The organism is Desulfovibrio desulfuricans, assembly GCF_024460775.1.
GTDB classification, from domain to species: Bacteria; Desulfobacterota; Desulfovibrionia; order Desulfovibrionales; family Desulfovibrionaceae; genus Desulfovibrio; species Desulfovibrio desulfuricans_E.
The window spans coordinates 203,759-222,800 of the sequence record NZ_JANFYZ010000006.1; the positions used below are offsets into that span (position 1 = coordinate 203,759).

Consider the following 19,042-nt stretch of genomic DNA (forward strand, 5'->3'; position numbering starts at 1 on the left):
GAAATTATGAGTCAGGTTTTGTACAATGCCGGGGAATCCCCGCACATCAGATCTGAATCGCGGCTGGATTTTTTCCAGGCGATATCAGGCGTGCTGCTCATCGCCTTTCTTTGGGCACATCTGCTCATGGTGGGCAGTGTTATCATTAGCCCTTCTGCCATGAATGCTCTTGGCTGGTTTCTTGAAACCACCTACATGGCCCAGATCGGCGGGCCAATCATCTTCGTGCTCATGGTGGCGCATTTTCTAATCGCCGCTCGCAAGATGCCTTTTGCAGCCGGGGAATGGGGCCTTTTCTGGAACCATGCAGTGCGCCTGCGGCACAAGGATACCTGGATGTGGATTGTGCAGGTTGCGACTGCTCTGGTCATTCTGATTATGGGCAGCATCCACATGTACACCATCCTCACCCATTTGCCCATTGACGCGGCCACGAGCGCAGCACGGGTGCGCGGCGGCTGGCTGCCGTTTTATCTGGTGCTGCTGCCTCTGGCCGAGCTGCATGTGGGCATCGGTTTTTACCGCCTTGGCGTGAAGTACGGTTTTATAACAAGAAGCACGCGCTCCCGCTGGCAGCGTGGCGAGTATATGATGATGGGCGGTTTTGTGGCCATTGGCCTTATGACCCTGCTGCGCCTCTGGCTGCTGGCCGGATAGGAGGACTTACGTGCGAGTTTTTCAGACTGATCTGCTCTGCATAGGTGCCGGACTCGCCGGCGAGCGCGTTGCCGTGGAAGCGGCCCAGGCCGGGTTTGACGTTATCTGCCTGTCTCTTGTTCCTCCACGCCGTTCGCATTCATCGGCGGCGCAGGGGGGGATGCAGGCGGCCCTCGGCAACTCCATCATGGGCGAAGGCGACAGCCCCGACGTGCATTTTATGGATACCGTTAAAGGTTCCGACTGGGGCTGCGACCAGGAAGTGGCCCGCATTTTTGCAGACACTGCGCCCATAGCCATGCGCGAGATGGCCTATCTTGGCGTGCCCTGGAACCGCGTGGAACCTGGCGAACATACCTACTTTAAGGGAGGCAAGCCCTTTCAGGCAAAGGAAAAAGCCGAAAACGCTGGCCTCATTCACGCCCGCGCCTTTGGCGGAACAGCCAAATGGCGCACCTGCTATACAGCGGACGGCACAGGACATTCCGTGCTCTTCACCCTGGATAACCGCCTGCTGCAACTGGGTGTGGACGTGCACGACCGCATGCAGGCCGAAGCGCTCATTCATGACGGGCAGACCTGCCAGGGCTGCGTTGCACGCTGTTTGCGCACTGGCGAACTGGTGGCCTATCTGGCGCGCGCAACGCTTATTGCCACAGGCGGTTACGGGCGCATTTATCGCGCCACAACCAACGCCGTCATTTGTGATGGTGGAGGGCAGATAGCCGCTCTGGAAACCGGCCTGGTACCCATGGGCAACATGGAGGCCGTGCAGTTTCACCCCACGGGTACAGTGCCCACCGACATCCTTGTTACCGAAGGCTGCCGGGGTGACGGCGGAACCCTGCTTGACGTCAACGGCTATCGTTTCATGCCCGACTACGAACCGGAAAAAGCAGAGCTGGCCTCCCGCGATGTGGTTTCCCGGCGCATGACCGAGCACATGCGCAAGGGGTTTGGCGTAAAAAGCCCGTATGGCGACCACCTGTGGCTGGATATCCGCCATCTGGGTGAAAAGCACATCACCACTAATCTGCGTGAAGTATATGAAATAGCCACAAATTTTCTTGGCGTTGATCCCATTCACCAGCCCATTCCCGTGCGCCCGACCCAACACTACAGCATGGGCGGCGTACGCACCGACAAGGACGGTGCGGCCTACGGTCTGAAAGGCCTGTATGCCGCAGGCGAGGCCGCCTGCTGGGACATGCACGGTTTTAACCGCCTGGGGGGCAACTCCTTGTCCGAGACAATTGTCGCTGGCCGTGTAGTGGGTGCCAAAATTGTGGAATTTCTTCAGGGGCACGACTCTGTGTTTTCCACAGCCGCCATGCGTGATGCGGAAAACCTGGTCAAAAGCCGCATAGCGGCCTTGTGCCGTGGCGGAAGTGAAAACTGCTTTACGCTGCGCAACGCCATGCAGGACGTCATGATGGAGCATGTGGGCATTTTCCGTAACGGCCAGGACCTGGAAGAAGGCGTGGAAAAACTTCAGGATCTGCTTGAGCGCTGTAAAAATATCGGGCTCAGCGGCACATCCGGCAGCGCGTTCAGTCCTGAAATTTCCACTGCCCTGCGCATGCCCGGCATGATCAAGCTTGCACTGTGCACTGCCTATGGAGCGCTCATGCGCACCGAAAGCCGTGGAGCGCACACGCGTGAAGACTTCCCCGAGCGCAATGACCAGCAGTGGCTCAACCGCACTCTGGCGCACTGGAAAGAAGGTGATAGCTTGCCGACACTCAGCTACGAGCCGGCAACTCCGTGGTATGAAATTCCCCCGGGTGAACGAGGCTACGGCGGTGGCAAAATCATTGCCGCCGAGATTTCTCCCGGCATGATCAAGAAGCAAGGAGCATAGGCATGGCACGCACTCTTCATCTGGAGATATTCCGGCATAATCCCTCTGACCCGGAATCAAAACCGCGCATGCAGCACTTTGAGATGGAAGAAACCGCGAGCATGACGCTCTTTCTGGTGCTTTCGCAGATCCGCGAAACCATGGACGCTACGCTCCAGTTTGATTTCTGCTGCCGCGCGGGCATCTGCGGTTCATGCGCCATGGTCATTAATGGCCGCCCCGGTCTTGCCTGCCACACGCGCACTTCCGACCTGCCCGATCACATCAGCCTGCATCCTCTGCCGGTGTTCAAACTGCTGGGGGACCTTTCAGTGGACACGGGCACATGGTTCAGACAGGTAGGGCAGAAAATCGAGTCATGGGTTCATACCAGCAAACCCTTTGAACCCCATGCCCCGGAAGAGCGCATGACCAACACGCTTGCCAACGAAATCTTTGAACTTGACCGCTGCGTTGAATGCGGCTGCTGCGTGGCGGCGTGCGGCACGGCCCTTATGCGCAACGACTTCATCGGGGCTACAAGTATCAACCGTCTGGCGCGGTTTTATATAGACCCTCGTGATGAACGCACAAGCGATAGCTTTTATGAACTGATCGGAGACGATTCCGGCGTTTTTGGTTGCATGGGCCTGCTGGCCTGCGAAGATGTCTGCCCCAAGAGAATACCGCTTCAGGATCAGCTGGGCATCATGCGGCGCATGGCCACGCTGGAATCCGTACGCGGCATCTTGCCCAGCGCAATCCGCAAAAAGTTTCTAGGCTGCAAAGAAAGTTGCAGTTGCTGAAATTGTATTGGTTATGAAAACTGTTGAAATGCACCATTGGAGGCCAAGAACAAAACTATTGCCTGTTTTGTTGTAGCCCTTGCAGAAGGGGGCAAGCCATACTGCCCCCTTCTGCAAAATAGCTTTTTCCAGCGGCTATACGCGTGGTTCCACACTGCGCGCATGTAGCGATCTGTATTCTGTGCCATGCATATAACATAAAATATATGTTAATGAGTTGACGCTTTAGAAAAAACACGGCAGGAATAACCATGGTTACACTATTGGTACGCATGCTTCTGGCGCTCCTGCTTCTTTCTACTGCCGTTTCCTACTCCGCAGCAGTGGAATATAGTGAAAATGATACATCCGCAGAGCCCCCTGGGGTTCTGCGCTCCTTGCTTGTTGGCGGTGACCGTGACTACCCGCCTTATGAATTCCTCGACAAAAACGGCAAGCCTGCCGGATTCAATGTTGATCTGACCCGTGCTGTCGCAGAAACAATGGGTATGCAGGTTGAGTTCCGCCTTGGCGGCTGGTCTTCTGAACTGGCAGCTCTCAAACGGGGAGATCTGGACATGCTTCAGGGGATGACCTCTTCCGAAGATCGTTCCAGGTATTTGGATTTCGTACCGCATACCATTGTCAATCATGCCATTTTTGCACGCAGGGATACTCCTCCTGTTTCTTCACTTGATGAGCTTGAGGGAAAAAAAGTTATAGTCCATCGAGCTGGCTACATGAATGAAGTGCTGGCCTCCAAAGGGTTTGCGCAGGATCTGATTCTTACCGACACCCCTGCCGACGGGCTGCGCCTGTTGGCCTCAGGCCAGGGCGAATATGCCGTGGTGGCTGTTTTGCCAGGCAACTACATTATCCGGGAGAACAAACTGCACAATCTTTACGTTGTGGTCAGTTCTGTGGCCTCGGTGCGCTATGGGTACGCGGCGCTCAAGGGCAATGAAATGCTCATGTCCCGGCTGAGCGAAGGATTGGCCATCCTGCGGGAAACCGGGCGCTATCAGGCTATCCACGACAAATGGCTGGGCGTGCTGGAAACCGGGAAAGTTCGGTGGGAAACCGTGGCCCTGTACGCCGGGGCGATTATTGTGCCCCTGCTGATAGTGCTTGGTGGCGTAGTGCTGTGGACGCATATTCTGCGCAAGCAGGTGGCGCAACGCACCCGCTCGCTGAGCATGGCGCTTGATGAACTTTCGCGCAACCAGCGCCAGCTGGTGCAGGCCGATAAAATGGCGGCATTGGGCATACTTGTGTCTGGTGTTGCCCATGAGATTAACAATCCCAATGGCCTGATTCTTCTTAATATTCCAATTCTTCGCAGAGTGTTGGCCGATGTGACGCGCATGCTCGATGAACTGCGTGAGCGCGAAGGATCGTTTACACTGGGCGGCATTTCCTATGAACGCATGCGTAGCGAACTGCCCATGATGCTCGACGAAATGCAGGAAGGCGCGTTGCGGATAAAGCGTATTGTTAATGATCTTAAGGATTTTGCACGGCGTGAAGAGGGCGTGGGAAAGTCCCTCATCGACATAAACGATGCCTCGCGCAAGGCCGTGCGCCTTGTTGAATCCACCATCCGCAAGCACACCGACCATTTTTCCGCCAACTACGAGGACGATTTGCCCTTTGTGTGGGGCAGCTCCCAACGCATCGAACAGGTTGTGGTCAATCTGGTGCTCAATGCCTGTCAGGCTTTGCCGGACAAGTCTCGAGCGATTGTCATAACCACACATTACGACCCGGAAAAGGCAGTTGTTGATTTGTGTGTGCGGGATGAGGGGACGGGCATCAATCCCGAGCAGTTGCAGCATCTGACTGACCCCTTTTTTACCACCAAGCGTGAAACAGGGGGCACAGGGCTGGGGCTGTCCGTCTCCGCGGGCATTCTGAAAGAGCACGGTGGTACGCTGACTTTTGAATCATGCCCAGGGTGCTGGACAAAAGCCACACTGACAATCCCTGTGCCCAAGGAGAACTGCGACCAATGAACCCCGCCCTCAATCCAGATTTCGGTATTCTCATAGTGGATGACGAGCCCGCCTGGCTGCGGGCCCTTTCGCTCACGCTGGAGTCATCAGCAGGCATCACAAATGTCTTTTTGTGTGAGGACAGCCGCAAGGCTTTGCCGCTATTGAGCAAGGGCAATATAGGCCTTGTGATTCTTGACCTGACCATGCCCCATATTTCCGGCGAGGAGATTTTGGCCTCAATTGCCGAGCAGTTTCCTGAAACGGCCTGTATCATCATCAGCGGGGTCAGCCAGCTGGATACTGCCGTGCGCTGTATGAAGCTGGGCGCTTTTGACTATTACATCAAGACTGATGAGGAAGACCGCATTGTGGGCGGGGTGCAGCGCGCCATACGGATGCTGGAACTGCGCAGGGAAAATCTTGAAGTAAAAAACAGGCTTGTAGCGGGAGGGGCACAGCACCCTGAAGCCTTTGCTTCCATTATCACCCGTTCATGGACTATGCATGGCGTTTTTGCCTACATTGAGGCTGTTGCCAAAAGCCCCCAGCCTCTGCTTGTGACCGGTGAGTCCGGCGTAGGGAAGGAAAATCTGGTTGCGGCAGCCCATGCGATCAGTGGGCGTGACGGCCCATTGGTGGCTGTGAATGTTGCCGGGCTTGATGATGCCGTTTTTGCCGATACGCTTTTTGGACATGTGCGCGGCGCATACACCGGAGCTGCTACACCGCGTAAGGGCATGATAGAAGAGGCCGCCGGGGGGACGCTTTTTCTTGACGAAATCGGCGACCTTTCCCTGTCCTCGCAGGTCAAGCTTCTGCGGTTGCTTCAGGAAGGCGAATATTATCCCTTGGGCGCAGACCAGCCTAAACGTCTGCACGCCCGCATCATTGTGGCCACGCATCGTGATCTGGCTGTAGACGAGGCAGAAGGACGTTTTCGGCGTGATCTGTATTTTCGCCTGCGCACCCACCATGTGCATATCCCGCCACTGCGTGAACGCGCTGAAGACATCGGCCTTTTGATGCGGCATTTTCTTGCCGAAGCTGCCAGTACCATGGGCAAAACTGCGCCTGCCATTCCTTCTGGTCTGGAAGAATATCTGTCGGTTTATGCCTTCCCCGGAAACGTACGCGAGCTGCGGGCCATGATTTATGATGCTGTGAGCCTCAGTAACGGCCCTGAATTGTCTACTATGGGCATTCAGGCCATTGTGGGATGCAACGCTTCACACCTGACATCCCTTGAGGCCACAGGCAATCCCTTTGCTGTGTGCGAGCATTTGCCCAGCCTTGCCGAGGCGGACAAACTGCTGATTTCCGAGGCTATGCTCAGGGCAGGGGGAAATCAGACCATGGCCGCACGATTGTTGGGCATTTCTCAGCCTGCGCTTTCCAAAAGGCTCAAATCATCCCGGGAAGTTGCTGACCAGAACTGACAATTCGCAGTTTTTGGGGGCGTGGCGTATAACTTTTATAATGCTCCAATACCGTTTGTTATAAAAGACACAAGCAAGAAAGGCTGCGATTTCTCCCTTGATATTCCATCTCCGCCATAACTTTTGTTATGGCGGAGATTTTTTTATAGGGACGGAGTATTTGAAAAAATATTATACTTAAGGGTGTTATGAAAAAAATGAGAGATGGCATCAAACATGCTTTTCCACATTATAAACCCACTCTGCAAAGGGCGGTAATGCTGGGGCCTTTGCGTCATTCGCCGTACATGATTGGGTTGCTGCACAGTATGGATGAGCAGCAAAAACAACTGCTCGAAATAAAGAGCTTCGGCGAGTTCAGCAGGACACATGATTTCCCCAATGTGATTTTAAGTATGCCTGCAGCTACCTTTTGCTGATAACCTTTTGCAACCTTAACGGAGCGCGAAAACAGTATGCGAACCATACCAAGACAAACGATAGTGGATACAGTGGCTTCCATGTGTATGGCGGCTGGTCGCTATTTGCCAGATGACGTTCTGGAAGCACTGGCAACGGTCGAAAAGGGCGAATCACTGGAATCCGCCAGGGGAATTCTGGCGCAGTTGGTGGACAATGCGGCCCTTTCCTCCAAAACAGGTTTGCCCCTCTGCCAGGACTGCGGCCTTGGCGTGTTTTTTGTTGAAGCAGGGGAGGATGTGCGCGTGGAGGGCGGCACCCTGCGCGAAGCAATCAACGCGGGCATGGTGAAGGGCTACAAGGATGGCTTTTTGCGCAAATCCACGTGCGACCCCTTTACCCGTCAGAACGTGGGCGACAATTCTCCCGCTATTATCCATTTTGACATTGTTCCCGGTGACAAAATCAAGATTACCATGATGGCCAAGGGGGGCGGTTCCGAGAATATGTCGCGCGTCACCATGCTGGCTCCGGCGCAAGGGTGGAAAGGTATACGCGAATTTGTCATCCGGCGCGTTGCGGAATCTGGTTCCAACCCATGTCCGCCTATTCTGGTGGGCGTGGGCATTGGTGGAAACTTTGAGCTGGCCGCCATCAACGCCAAAAGAGCTCTCATGCGAGAAGTAGACGATGTTCACCCTGATCCCAAGGTCGCCGGAATGGAAGCCGATTTACTGCAATCCATAAACCGCCTGGGCATTGGCCCCATGGGGCTTGGCGGCGATACCACTTGCCTTGGGGTAAAAATATCTGTCGTTCCCTGTCATCTGGCCAGCCTGCCTCTTGCCGTAAACATTCAGTGCCACAGCTCTCGCCACAAGGAGGTTACGCTCTAATGTCTGAACATTATTTGACCACCCCGCTTCCTGATGAAGCTGTGGAGCAACTGCGTATTGGTGATACGGTGTATTTGACAGGTGTTATCTATACGGGACGCGATGCCGCGCACAAGCGTCTTGTGGATGCCTTGGACGCGGGGCAACCCTTGCCTTTTGATCCCAAGGGTGCAGTTATCTATTATGTTGGGCCGTCTCCGGCCATCCCCGGTTATGCCATCGGCGCAGCCGGGCCAACCACCAGCTACCGTATGGATTCCTATGCGCCGCGTCTGATGGAACAAGGCCTCAAGGGAATGATAGGCAAGGGTATGCGCTCGGTCGACGTGAAAAAGTCCATGGTCGAGCACAAGGCCGTGTATCTGGGTGCAACGGGCGGGGCTGGCGCGCTGTTGAGTGTGCGCATCAAGGAAGCCAGGGTTATCGCCTATGATGATCTGGGGCCTGAAGCCATCCGAGAACTTGTGGTGGAGAATTTCCCGGTCATTGTCATAAATGACTGTCGCGGCGGCGATCAGTACGCGGTTCCGAAACTGGAAGAGGCGCTGGGACAAGCGTAGAGGCGTTGCACCAAGGCTGCAATATCCCCGAATGTATATTTTGCGGCATCGGTGGGTCGGTCATCGATGCCGCTCCTGCTCCATCCAAAGCCCCATAGCAAACCTTGAACCACCCTGAAATGTCAGATGTCCAGCATGGTCTATAGGCATCACAAAAATTTGTATAATATTCGATAATTCCGTCGGTGTTTGGCAATTGCGCCCGCGGCACATGTTGGGCATGCAAAAAGGGGAAATGGATTCCTTTGCGCTGAGTAGCAAAAGCACGAGGTAGCGCTTTACGCCGGGCAGTGCGCCGCGAGCCGCCGCGTAGGCGGGAGGTGTCCGCGTGGCATAAAAACTACTCCACCTCAAAGTTACTGCCGCGTAGCTGGTTCAAAAACACGCGGGGCAAACTCCCGTTTTGCCTCCATGGGTTGGATCCCACGTAGGTGAGATTCATATGCCTTGCCCCCCCCATGAATTTGTTGAGCTATTTGTAAAAAGTCACATCCAAAATTCCCTCCTGACAGTGCAACTCGATATCTCCCCCCGCATCCTCAGCTTGCCGCAATATCCCCCTAATCTGCCAGATTAAACCTGCTTTATTTTTATACCACCGTCTCTGAGGTGTGAGCAGTGCCGGGCGCATCCGGCATTTGGCACAGGCTGTGCGTATGTGAACACTGTTGGCTGGAGATTGTTGCACCAAATAACTGATCATTTTTTTTATGAAATCGTAGAGGCTATTATGTGATGTTTTTTTGCAATGCGATGCCTGCTTTTTGTGTAATTTTGCACAAAGCTTGTGGGCATATTTATGCTAATACACTATAATAAAACAATAAGTATATTATGCGCCTGCGTTGTTTTTTTGCAACATTCTAATTGTGTTGTGTAAACTTGCAAAGAGAAACCATTACTAAAATATTATAATATCCTGTTTATAAATGGGATATTTGAGAAGCTAAGTTTGGATGTAGGCTAGAAAGAAAGTTGTACTTAGTATTTTGGGTCGGCTTAGTTATTTGTTAAAATAAGCACAATATTAAATTTTTATATAACATGCTAAAATTAATTATATTTTTTTATCATACCCTAATTTAAAACAAAAATTTCGCTTTTTTGTAAAAAAAATCACAAATGGCCTGTTTTTTGCTGTTTCAAAAGTACGGCCTGATTTTAGGTACTCCAATATACGTATTGCACTTTTTGCCACCGTTTTTACTGGAGATTCTATGCAGCTTGCAGGTTTGTTTGACCTTTCGGGCAAAACGGCACTTGTTACTGGTGGAAATTCGGGGTTGGGTCTGGCAATGGCCCGTGCCCTTGGGCTTGCTGGAGCAAAACTCATCCTTCTGGCAAGGCGGCCCGATGCCCTGCAAAGTGCTGCCGAGGATCTGCATTCAGAGGGTGTCCGCGTGCAGACTTATTCTGCCGATCTTTCTGATCCAGAACTCGCGCTTGAGTGCGGCAGGGCAATTGTAAGCCAGTTTGGCCCTGTTGATATTCTGGTCAATGCTGCTGGCATAAACCTTCGCCAACCTTTCGGTCAGGTAACGCCCGAATCGTGGAGCGCGCAGCTCAACCTTCATCTATCCGCACCATTTTTTCTTTCTCAGGTTCTGGCTCCCCAGATGTCCCTCCGGGGATGGGGCCGTATAATCAATGTCGCATCCCTTCAGTCCTTCCGCGCTTTTGCTGACAGTGCCCCCTACGGGGCTGGCAAAGGGGGTCTTATTCAGCTCACCCGCGCCATTGCCAGAGAATGGTCGCCCTACGGCATAACCTGCAATGCCATTGGCCCCGGTTTTTTCCCTACAGAACTGACGCGCCCGGTTTTTGACAATCCTGATCTGGCCGAAAAGAACGCCTCTCAGACATGCTTGGGGCGCAACGGCAGGCTCGAGGATATCTACGGCTGTACCGTGTTTCTGGCCAGCGATGCCTCCGAATACATAACCGGCCAGGTAATTATGGTTGATGGTGGTTTCAGCGCCCGTTGAGAGGGCTTGGTTGCAAATATGATTGGCCTTTTGTGTCTGAGAAAAAGGAGTTCGTAGATGAAAAATTTTTGTGCTGCCTTACTGTTGCTGGCAGGTCTGGCCGGAGGATTGTTGCCTGAGGCCGCTGTTGCCGAAGAAAAACCCGTGGTTCGTACCAGCGCCCAACCTTGCCTGCATGGTTTCCCCATGTGGTATGCCGAAAAACAGGGCTGGCTCAAGGACGCCCCCTTTACCGTAAAGTTTATGCTTTTTGCTTCTGGCGCACCTCAGACAGAAGCCTTGGCCGCTGACCAGTGGGATATCGGAACCATGGGCACAGTGCCCACCATGATGGCCAGCATGCGCTATGGCTACAAACTCATTGGCGTATCCAACGAAGAAGGCGCCACAAACGATTTGTGGGTGCGGCCCGATTCGCCCCTGCTCAAGCACAAGGCTGCGCTGCCCGGTTTCCCGGAAATCATAGGCTATACAGAAGACTGGAAGGGCAAGAAAATTCTGGCAACCACCGTTTCCACCGGCCACTACGCCCTGACCGCCACGCTTAAGGCCCTGGGCCTTAACGACAGCGACGTGGCCATCGTGCACATGGAACAGGGCCAGGCCATGACTGCCTTCAGTGCTGGTCAGGGCGATATCCTTCAGTTGTGGGCCCCGCTCAGCTATGTGGCAGAAGCCAAGGGCTGGACCAAGGTTTCATCGGGCATGGCGGCCAAGGTTCGCATTGCCGGTGGCATTGGCGCGCGTAAGGACTTTGCGGAAAAGCACCCGGATCTGGTGGTTGCCTGGCTTGGCATCTATATGCGTATCATTGAAGGCATGAAGGCCAATCCCGAACAGTATGTGAAGCCCTTGCTTGAATACTTTAACGGTTACTGCGGTCTTGAGCTCACCGAAGAACAGGTGCGTATGGAATTCAAGTACCGCCCGCTCTATAGCGTGAGCGAACAGGTCAACGCCCTTGAAGACCCGGCCAAGCTGGCCACATGGATGAGCGGCGTTGCCAACTTTATGTTCGACCAGGGCCGCATCACCAAGAAAGAATTTGACCGCTACGTCAAGGCCAACTTCTTCATTGATCCCAGTTTCATGAAAAAGCTTGCCGCAGAAACTTCCAAATAACATTGGGACATCTGCTGTATTGATAATCGCCTCATGCGCCTTTCCGGGGCTGCCAGACGCGAGTCTGCGGCCCCGGAAATCGAGGAGTAACAATGACATCTATCCGTGAACAGAAAAACGATGGAGGCCAAGAGTTGAGCCTGGAAATACAGAAGGCCAACTACTTTGCAACCGCGGCCAAAGAAAACTGGATATCAATGGTGAGCTTTGCGGTTTTTATTCTGGCGTGGGAACTAATCTGTCAGTATGAGATTATAGGTCCCTACCAACTTGTACCGCCATCAGAAGTCATCACCGTCTTTTTTGACAAATTCACCCAGGTTAATCCTGACGGAGGCCTGCTACAGCAGCACGCCGCAGCCAGTCTGCTGTTGGCGCTCACTGGTTTTGTGGTTGCCGTGCTTGTAGGGGTTCCGCTGGGGCTTTTTATGGGCTGGTACCCCAAGGTCAACATGCTTGTGCGACCAATATTTGATGCAATCAGGCCCATTCCGCCCATTGCCTGGATTCCCATTGCCATTCTGTGGCTGGGAATTGGCATGCCGGCAAAGGCTTTTATCATTTTTTTGGCGGCCTTTGTGCCCTGCGTAATCAATTCCTACACCGGGATACGTCTTACCAATCCCGTGCTTATCCGTGTGGCGGAAATTTATGGTGCTTCCAATTTTGAAACATTCCGCAAAATAGGCGTACCCTCGGCGATCCCCATGATTTTTACGGGCATGAAGCTATCCCTCAATGCGGCGTGGACAACGCTTGTGGCCGCAGAATTGTTGGCGGCTTCAGTCGGCTTGGGTTTCATGATTCAGCAGGGCAGACGCCTTGCCCGGCCCGACGTCATCATTGTCGGCATGCTGACCATCGGCCTTCTGGGTGCGCTGATGTCCTGGATCCTCACAAGGATAGAAGCACGCTTTGCCTCGTCAAGGAGGCTCTCATGAATGGTTTTATCAAAGCCAATTCCGCCTGGCTTGCGCCTATGGCATCCATCGGCGCTTTTGTGGTGCTGTGGGGGATTGTGTCACTCAAGGTCAATCCGGAGTTTTTGCCCTCGCCAGCCATGGTGTGGCATGAATTTATCCGGCTTTGTCATGTGCCTGTTGGCGGCACCAGCCTTGCCGGGCATGTGGGCTACAGCCTGCAACGGGTATTGATAGCCTTTGGCCTTGCAGTGCTCATGGGGTTGCCGCTGGGCCTGCTGATGGGGTGGAGCAGGGTTTGCGAAAAAATTGTGTCTCCCATTTTTGAGCTGCTGCGCCCCATCCCCCCCATTGCATGGATACCCATTGCCATTCTTTGGCTTGGCGTTGCGGAAGGTTCAAAGGTTTTCATCTGCTTTGTAGGCGCCTTTGTTATCATGATTCTCAACTCATATACCGGCATGCGCTATGTAGACCCACTGCTTATTGACGCGGCGCGCTCGTTTGGTGCCAGTCGGTCACAGCAGTTCTTCAACGTGGCTGTGCCTGCCTGCATGCCGTCCATATTTGCGGGTGTGCAAAATTCCCTGTCTATGGCCTGGATGTGCGTGCTCGCGGCAGAGATGGTTGGGGCGCGTGAGGGTGTCGGCTTTATCATCATTCAGGGTATGGATCTTAACAAGTCCTCCATGATTCTTGTGGGAATGATACTCATCGGTGTGGTGGGCTCTCTTCTTGCGGCGGCTTTGCGCTGGGTTGAACGTGTGCTCTGCCCCTGGAGGAGGGAAATGGTATGAATACTGATAAAAAGGTCAAAATTGCTTGCAATGAGGTTTCCAAGACCTTTTATGTGCCGGGTCAGAAACAGCTTTTGCATGTGCTGAACAAGGTTTCGTTAAAGGTATACGAAAACGAGTTTATGGTCATTCTTGGGCCGGGGCAAAGCGGCAAAACCGTGTTGCTCAACTGCGTAGCAGGTCTTCTGGAACCTACTGCGGGCTCAATCTGCATCAATGATGTGCCCATCTCAGGGCCTGGTACTGACCGGGGCATGGTATTTCAGCGTTACGCGCTCTTTCCGTGGAAAACAGTAGAACACAACGTGGCCTTTGGCCTTGCTGTACGCGGTGTTTCCTTAAAAGAACGGCTTAAAATTGCGCACAAGTATATCGAACTCGTGGGCCTTGCAGGTTTTGAAAAAGCCTACCCGGCGCAGCTTTCTGGCGGCATGAAGCAGCGTGTGGGTATTGCCCGTGCCTATGCCAATGACCCGGATATACTGCTTATGGACGAACCCTTTGGGGCGCTGGATGCCCAAACACGTTACGCAATGGAGCAGGAATTGCGCAGCATATGGGAAAAGGAAAAACGCACGGTCTGCTTTGTCACAAATAATATTGAAGAAGCCATCTACCTTGGCGACAGGGTTGTCGTCATGTCTGCTATGCCGGGCAAGGTAAAAACAGAGTACAACATAGATATTCCGTCACCCCGTGAGTACACGCATCCCTCGTTTCTCGCCCTGCGCAAACAGATTTCAGAAGACACCGATTTGGTGCTGTAGGAGATCAGTATGTTATTTGGAGACAAAGCCGCCTACGCCGCAAACCGGGAAGTAAAGGTTTCGGTGTCCAATCTGACCAAGCAATATGACGACCTGCTGGTGCTCAATGATATCAACTTTGATATCTATAAGGGTGAAATGCTGTGCATTGTGGGGCCGACAGGTTGCGGCAAGACAACGTTTCTGAATTGTCTTTCACGTTTTATTCCCATAACGCACGGTTCCATAAACGTCTACGGGGAATCCGCTGACCCCAGGAAACACAATATTGCCTTTGTTTTTCAGGAAGTGTCTGCCATTCCCTGGCTTACGGTAGAAGACAACATTCGCTTTGGGCTGCGCATCAAGCGGTTGCCTGAAGATGAAATTGAAAAACGCGTTGAGCGCATGCTTGATGTGGTTGGGCTCATGAAATACCGCACCTACTTTCCCCAGCAGCTTTCGGCCAGCATGGAGCAGCGGGTGGTCATAGCCAGAAACTTCGCCATCAATCCAGACCTGCTGCTTATGGACGAACCCTATGGGCAGCTTGACGTAAAACTGCGCTATTACCTTGAAGACGAGCTTATGCGCATCTGGAAGGAACTTGGAAGCACCGTTGCTTTTATTACCCACAACATTGAAGAAGCCGTGTACCTCGCGGAGCGTATCCTGATCCTTTCTCCAAAGCCCTCCACCATCAAGGAAGAGGTTATTGTGGATCTGCCCCGCCCACGCCAGTTTGATGATCCAAAGTTTGTTGCCATCCGCGACTATGTAACAGAAAGAATCAAATGGTGGTGACCCCCACTGGACACTCTTGTGCCCGGCTACTTGTGGCAGGCCGAAACATGGGCATGACGGGCAGTTGAACTCTCAAAACGTGCAGCATACTGGGGAGCGCACATGCAAAAACCAACAGTGCTTGCCGAGTATATGGAACAACTGTGCGATACGTTTCGAGACGCCATATGCGTTACCGATCACGAAGGGCAGGTGGTTCTGGTTAATGCCCGCCATTCAGAACTAACTGGAATTCCAAAGGAAATGATGATCGGTAAACATATTCAGGACATGGTGCAAAACGGTGTCTTTGATGTGGTGCTCAACCCGCGCATTGTGGAGTCTGGCAGGCCGTTTTCAAGTGTGCAAAACCTTTATAATGGGCGCACTCTGCTGCTGGACGGCCACCCAGTCAAAGATGAAAAAGGCAACGTCATCTACGTTGTTACTGTTATACGCGATGTTACGGCTCTGGCTGAAATGCGAGAGGAAATAGCATCGCAAAAGGAACTGCTGGAAACGTTTCAATCCATGAGCCATGAGGGAATCTCCGGCAGTCAGTATCCACGTGTTGTAAAAAGTCCTGTCATGCAGCGTTTGTATGCCGATGTGGCTGGCATTGCGGCAACTGATGCAACGGTTCTGCTTCAGGGCGAAACTGGCGTTGGCAAAGACATGGTGGCCCGGCATATCCACCAGCAAAGTCAGAGGGCCGATGCGTCGTTTATCAAGGTTGATTGCGGCAGTATCCCAGAAAATCTTATAGAATCAGAGCTGGTTGGTTATATGCCTGGCAGTTTTTCCGGCGCGAGCCGTAGCGGTAAGGCCGGGCTGGTGGAGGTGGCCTCTGGGGGCACGCTGTTTTTGGATGAAGTGGGGGAGCTGCCCCTGCCCATGCAGTCCCGCCTGCTGCGTCTGATTCAGGACAAGGAAATTCAGCGGGTCGGTGCTACGGCCTCCAAAGCTGTAGACGTGCGCATTGTGGCAGCCTCAAACAAGGATCTGGAGCGCGAGGTTGACCGGGGCCTGTTTCGGGCCGACTTGTACTACAGGCTCAAGGTTGCGGTCATTACCGTGCCGCCGCTAAGGGAGCGCAAGGCCGAAATTCTGCCCTTGGCACAGGGGTTTCTGGCCTACTATTCCAGAAAGTACCGCAAAAATGCGTGGTTTTCAGAGTCAGCAGAAAAGATACTCCAAGAGCACCACTGGCCCGGTAATGTGCGTGAGCTTGAAAATCTTGTGCAGGGGCTGGTTGTGATCTGCAAAAGGGGTGTCATTGACGCTGCTGACCTTGCTGGAATCAGCCCGGAACCTGACCAGATGGCAACAGGTGAAAACATCTGGTATCCCAAAATGGAAGGCCGATCACTCAAAAGCATTATGCGCGATGTGGAAAATGCTGTCATTGAACAGGGATTGAAACGTTATGGATCCCTACGTGAGCTTTCTCGCCATTTGCAATTGGACCGCAGCACTCTTTTCAGGAAGGTCAAGGGCATGGAAGCTGCCAGGCAGGATGACGGATTATCGCGAAAAAATTGCCATAATGGTGGCGAGCATTGATCTACAGAAGTATGAACATCCCCACCACCATGATCGTGAATGCCTTTTAGATACGGTATACAAGGAGCGACGCATAGTACTGCATGCAATATTGAGCAGTAAAATGAAATTATGTTTCCGTGGTGCGTATTAAATTATTAACTTCTGGATATGATCTATGCATTTTTCAGATTAGGGAGTCTTGTTTTGCGTAGAGACAAGGCGGCTTTTCTGGCAGGGATGCATTTTCAGATGGTAGTAATAACCGGCACGTAGGAGGTTTTTCGGCGAACAGGTTATACATCTACAGCATTGCATGCTCTGCCGTAGCGACAATATCGTTTCGCATGCCTGCGAAAGAGCTGCAAAACAAGCGCTGCAGCCGATGACTCTTGTAATGACATTTTGGTATTTTGTGTGTTTTTATGTGTAGTTAATAAAGTGTCCCTGTCTATGAGCCAATTATCCCCCCACCCCCAAAAAAAGTGATGGGGTATGTCAAAAGGCGTACCTGACATGGTTGGATGCTTACAAAGCAGAAAGCCCGCCAAGCTGTTAGCTTAGCGGGCTTCTTTGAACTCTCTTGGAGTTCAAGAAGGAGCAGGAGGAGATGATATATGCCATTTGATATATGGATTTTCAGTGAACTTAACTCATAGCAATTTATTTTTTGTCTGCGAAGGCTTGTGACACCTCTTGTGACCCCCACGGTATCTGCCCCTATGTGAAAATACTGTGGTACTCGCGTTGAACTGTCACAAGAAAAAATTTGCTTTAGTGCAAACTATTCTCCAATTTCAACAGATGGTTCAGAAACGCAGACTCTGTTTCTTCCACAGTTTTTTGCCTTATACAAGGCGTTATCAGCCTGCTTAATAGCCCATTGTTGCAGGGTGTTGCTGTTTTGATCTGCTGCGTTTTTTGCCAGCAGGCCTGCAACGCCCATGCTCACAGTCAACGGAATTTTCCTGCCATCTTGTAGCTGGCAGGGTGTATTTTCCACTGCTAAACGAATTCTCTCCGCCGCCGCAAGCCCCTGATCGAAATCTGCATCAGAAAAGAAAAAGATAAACTCCTCACCGCCATAACGCCCCATGATGTCAGCCCGGCGCAGGCTTTTCTGTGCATGTTCCACAATGTGCTTCAATGCCCAATCGCCTTCAACATGACCGTATGTATCATTAAATTTTTTGAAGTGATCTACATCAAGGAGGCAGTAGCAGCAGTTTTTTCGCATTGCAAAGCACCGTTCCATTTGCTCCATTGCAGAGAAGAAGAAAAACCTGCGATTAAACACTCCAGTCAGCGGATCATGCTGCGCCATATATTTAAATTTGGCTTCACTTTGTTCCAGCTGCCTCATGGCCTCATTGCGTTGCCTGGCTTCTTCCTGAAGGGAGGCTTCTTTTTGCTGCAACGCTTCTATCGTGCTGGCAAGCTGCACTACCATACTGTTGAATGAGGACGAAAAGTCTCCCATAAAGTCCATGCGCTGCGAATAGTCTCCATTTTCGACCTGCTGCACTTTCCATGTCATATGCCGCAGGTTTGCTTGCAAGGCCTTGCATGAGCCTGCGACAACTCCGCTCATTGTGATCTGGGGGGAAAGGTCGCCGGAGGCAAACGATGTAATAATGTCGCGCAACAATATAATTTTTTCATGCAGTCGAACAAAGTCTTCATTCTTTGTAAATGCAGAAGGAATGTCCGGCGGGGTTGCAGCATCAAGCAATTTCTCAACATGGTGCAGAACGTTATGCACCATGTTTTTCTGTTTGTCGCAATCAACAAAGAGATCCATTTTCATTAATCACCGTGCGCTTGATCTATAGCATTGGCGTTGAAACGGCAGGTGCGGGCGCCCGTGCACCAACAGTCAATCTCACGGACCTTGAATTTTGTCCCCGTGTAGGATTCGAGGATGCCCTGGATAAAACCTTCATCATAAACGCAAATTTGGTCGTTGCTGTCAGGCAGGCCAGAGCAGTCAAGGTCTTCTTCAACATTCAGGGTGAAGCTTAGCGTGTCGAGATCAATGCTCTCTACGCGAAAGATGCCTATTCCCAGTTCCATGAACTTGTCTTCTATGATTTTCACCAAACCGGAAATGTCACTAACTTCAGTAATGTATTTTTTATAAAATTCTTTGCCTGCAAGTGCACCGGCTCTACGGAAAATTTCGTCCGTTTTTGCATGTCCAAAGTCATCTTCAAGAATATCTCTCAAAGTATATTGCAGAAGTCTGTACACTTCAATGCGGGTATATGCACCAAGGCTTGGACGTGCAACTGCCATGTTATCCCCAATGGTGCTCCATGAAAAAATATACTTCCGTTCCGTACTCATGAGTTTCTCTCGTTTTGCTGTAATTTTATTCAACTTTTGGAATTACATGCAGGATAATCGTGTCATTTAAAGTTGAAAATTATCCATTAATACATGTATCGTGCTGTAATCTTTTGTGGGTAACGACCCATGATGTTCCGGTTAAAATTTTAATGATTTTTTGCATGATATGAGAAATGCGGCAGTGGTCAATGTAAAATCGTGTGAAATCTTAAAATTCAATTTTTACAATTC

16 protein-coding genes are annotated in these 19,042 nt (G+C 51.9%); 14 read left to right on the top strand and 2 right to left on the bottom strand.

The window, feature by feature from the left end:
* Positions 1-6: 6 nt before the first annotated feature.
* From NE637_RS09725 to NE637_RS09790, 14 genes are all read left to right on the top strand, one after another.
* Positions 7-657, top strand: coding sequence for a succinate dehydrogenase/fumarate reductase transmembrane subunit (locus tag NE637_RS09725; protein WP_215647140.1), 651 nt, complete (start codon positions 7-9; stop codon positions 655-657).
* 10 nt (positions 658-667) lie between these two features.
* Positions 668-2,518, top strand: a complete 1,851-nt coding sequence (locus NE637_RS09730) for a fumarate reductase flavoprotein subunit (protein WP_192113614.1) — start codon at positions 668-670, stop codon at positions 2,516-2,518.
* 2 nt (positions 2,519-2,520) lie between these two features.
* A complete protein-coding gene (locus tag NE637_RS09735) occupies positions 2,521-3,303 on the top strand; it encodes a fumarate reductase iron-sulfur subunit (protein WP_227118751.1) in 783 nt (260 codons plus the stop codon).
* 251 nt (positions 3,304-3,554) lie between these two features.
* A complete protein-coding gene (locus NE637_RS09740) occupies positions 3,555-5,294 on the top strand; it encodes a transporter substrate-binding domain-containing protein (protein WP_227118752.1) in 1,740 nt (579 codons plus the stop codon).
* The gene (locus tag NE637_RS09745) at positions 5,291-6,712 is read left to right on the top strand and encodes a sigma-54-dependent transcriptional regulator (RefSeq protein ID WP_192113611.1); all 1,422 of its coding nucleotides are present in this window, start codon (positions 5,291-5,293) and stop codon (positions 6,710-6,712) included. Before NE637_RS09740 ends, NE637_RS09745 begins: the two co-directional genes overlap by 4 nt.
* Positions 6,713-7,167: 455 nt before the next feature.
* Entirely contained in the window at positions 7,168-8,007 is an 840-nt protein-coding gene (locus NE637_RS09750; RefSeq protein WP_227118754.1) for a fumarate hydratase, read from the top strand.
* Positions 8,007-8,567 (top strand): Fe-S-containing hydro-lyase, encoded by a 561-nt coding sequence (locus tag NE637_RS09755; RefSeq protein ID WP_227118755.1) that lies wholly within the window; start codon positions 8,007-8,009, stop codon positions 8,565-8,567. The genes NE637_RS09750 and NE637_RS09755 overlap by 1 nt, the downstream gene beginning before the upstream one ends.
* A gap of 1,217 nt (positions 8,568-9,784) precedes the next feature.
* Positions 9,785-10,552 carry an SDR family NAD(P)-dependent oxidoreductase gene (locus NE637_RS09760; protein WP_227118756.1) on the top strand — a complete coding sequence of 256 codons (768 nt, stop codon included), beginning with the start codon at positions 9,785-9,787 and terminating at the stop codon, positions 10,550-10,552.
* Positions 10,553-10,609: 57 nt separating this feature from the next.
* Positions 10,610-11,674, top strand: a complete 1,065-nt coding sequence (locus NE637_RS09765; RefSeq protein ID WP_227118757.1) for an ABC transporter substrate-binding protein — start codon at positions 10,610-10,612, stop codon at positions 11,672-11,674.
* A 92-nt stretch (positions 11,675-11,766) separates the two neighbouring features.
* Positions 11,767-12,615 (top strand): ABC transporter permease, encoded by an 849-nt coding sequence (locus NE637_RS09770; RefSeq protein WP_227118758.1) that lies wholly within the window; start codon positions 11,767-11,769, stop codon positions 12,613-12,615.
* Positions 12,612-13,391, top strand: a complete 780-nt coding sequence (locus NE637_RS09775; protein WP_192113604.1) for an ABC transporter permease — start codon at positions 12,612-12,614, stop codon at positions 13,389-13,391. Before NE637_RS09770 ends, NE637_RS09775 begins: the two co-directional genes overlap by 4 nt.
* A complete protein-coding gene (locus tag NE637_RS09780) occupies positions 13,388-14,158 on the top strand; it encodes an ABC transporter ATP-binding protein (RefSeq protein ID WP_227118759.1) in 771 nt (256 codons plus the stop codon). Before NE637_RS09775 ends, NE637_RS09780 begins: the two co-directional genes overlap by 4 nt.
* Positions 14,159-14,167: 9 nt before the next feature.
* Positions 14,168-14,941: an ABC transporter ATP-binding protein gene (locus NE637_RS09785; protein WP_227118760.1), complete on the top strand. Its 774-nt coding sequence runs from the start codon at positions 14,168-14,170 to the stop codon at positions 14,939-14,941.
* A gap of 102 nt (positions 14,942-15,043) precedes the next feature.
* On the top strand, positions 15,044-16,483 hold the full coding sequence (locus NE637_RS09790; RefSeq protein WP_227118761.1) for a sigma-54 interaction domain-containing protein: 1,440 nt from the start codon (positions 15,044-15,046) through the stop codon (positions 16,481-16,483).
* Between the two features lie 763 nt (positions 16,484-17,246).
* On the opposite strand, the gene NE637_RS09795 is transcribed toward NE637_RS09790, so the two are convergent.
* Both NE637_RS09795 and NE637_RS09800 read right to left on the bottom strand, forming a co-directional pair.
* A complete protein-coding gene (locus NE637_RS09795) occupies positions 17,247-18,269 on the bottom strand; it encodes a sensor domain-containing diguanylate cyclase (protein WP_215647134.1) in 1,023 nt (340 codons plus the stop codon).
* Positions 18,269-18,808 carry a V4R domain-containing protein gene (locus tag NE637_RS09800; RefSeq protein WP_192113600.1) on the bottom strand — a complete coding sequence of 180 codons (540 nt, stop codon included), beginning with the start codon at positions 18,806-18,808 and terminating at the stop codon, positions 18,269-18,271. The genes NE637_RS09795 and NE637_RS09800 overlap by 1 nt, the downstream gene beginning before the upstream one ends.
* Positions 18,809-19,042 lie beyond the last annotated feature (234 nt).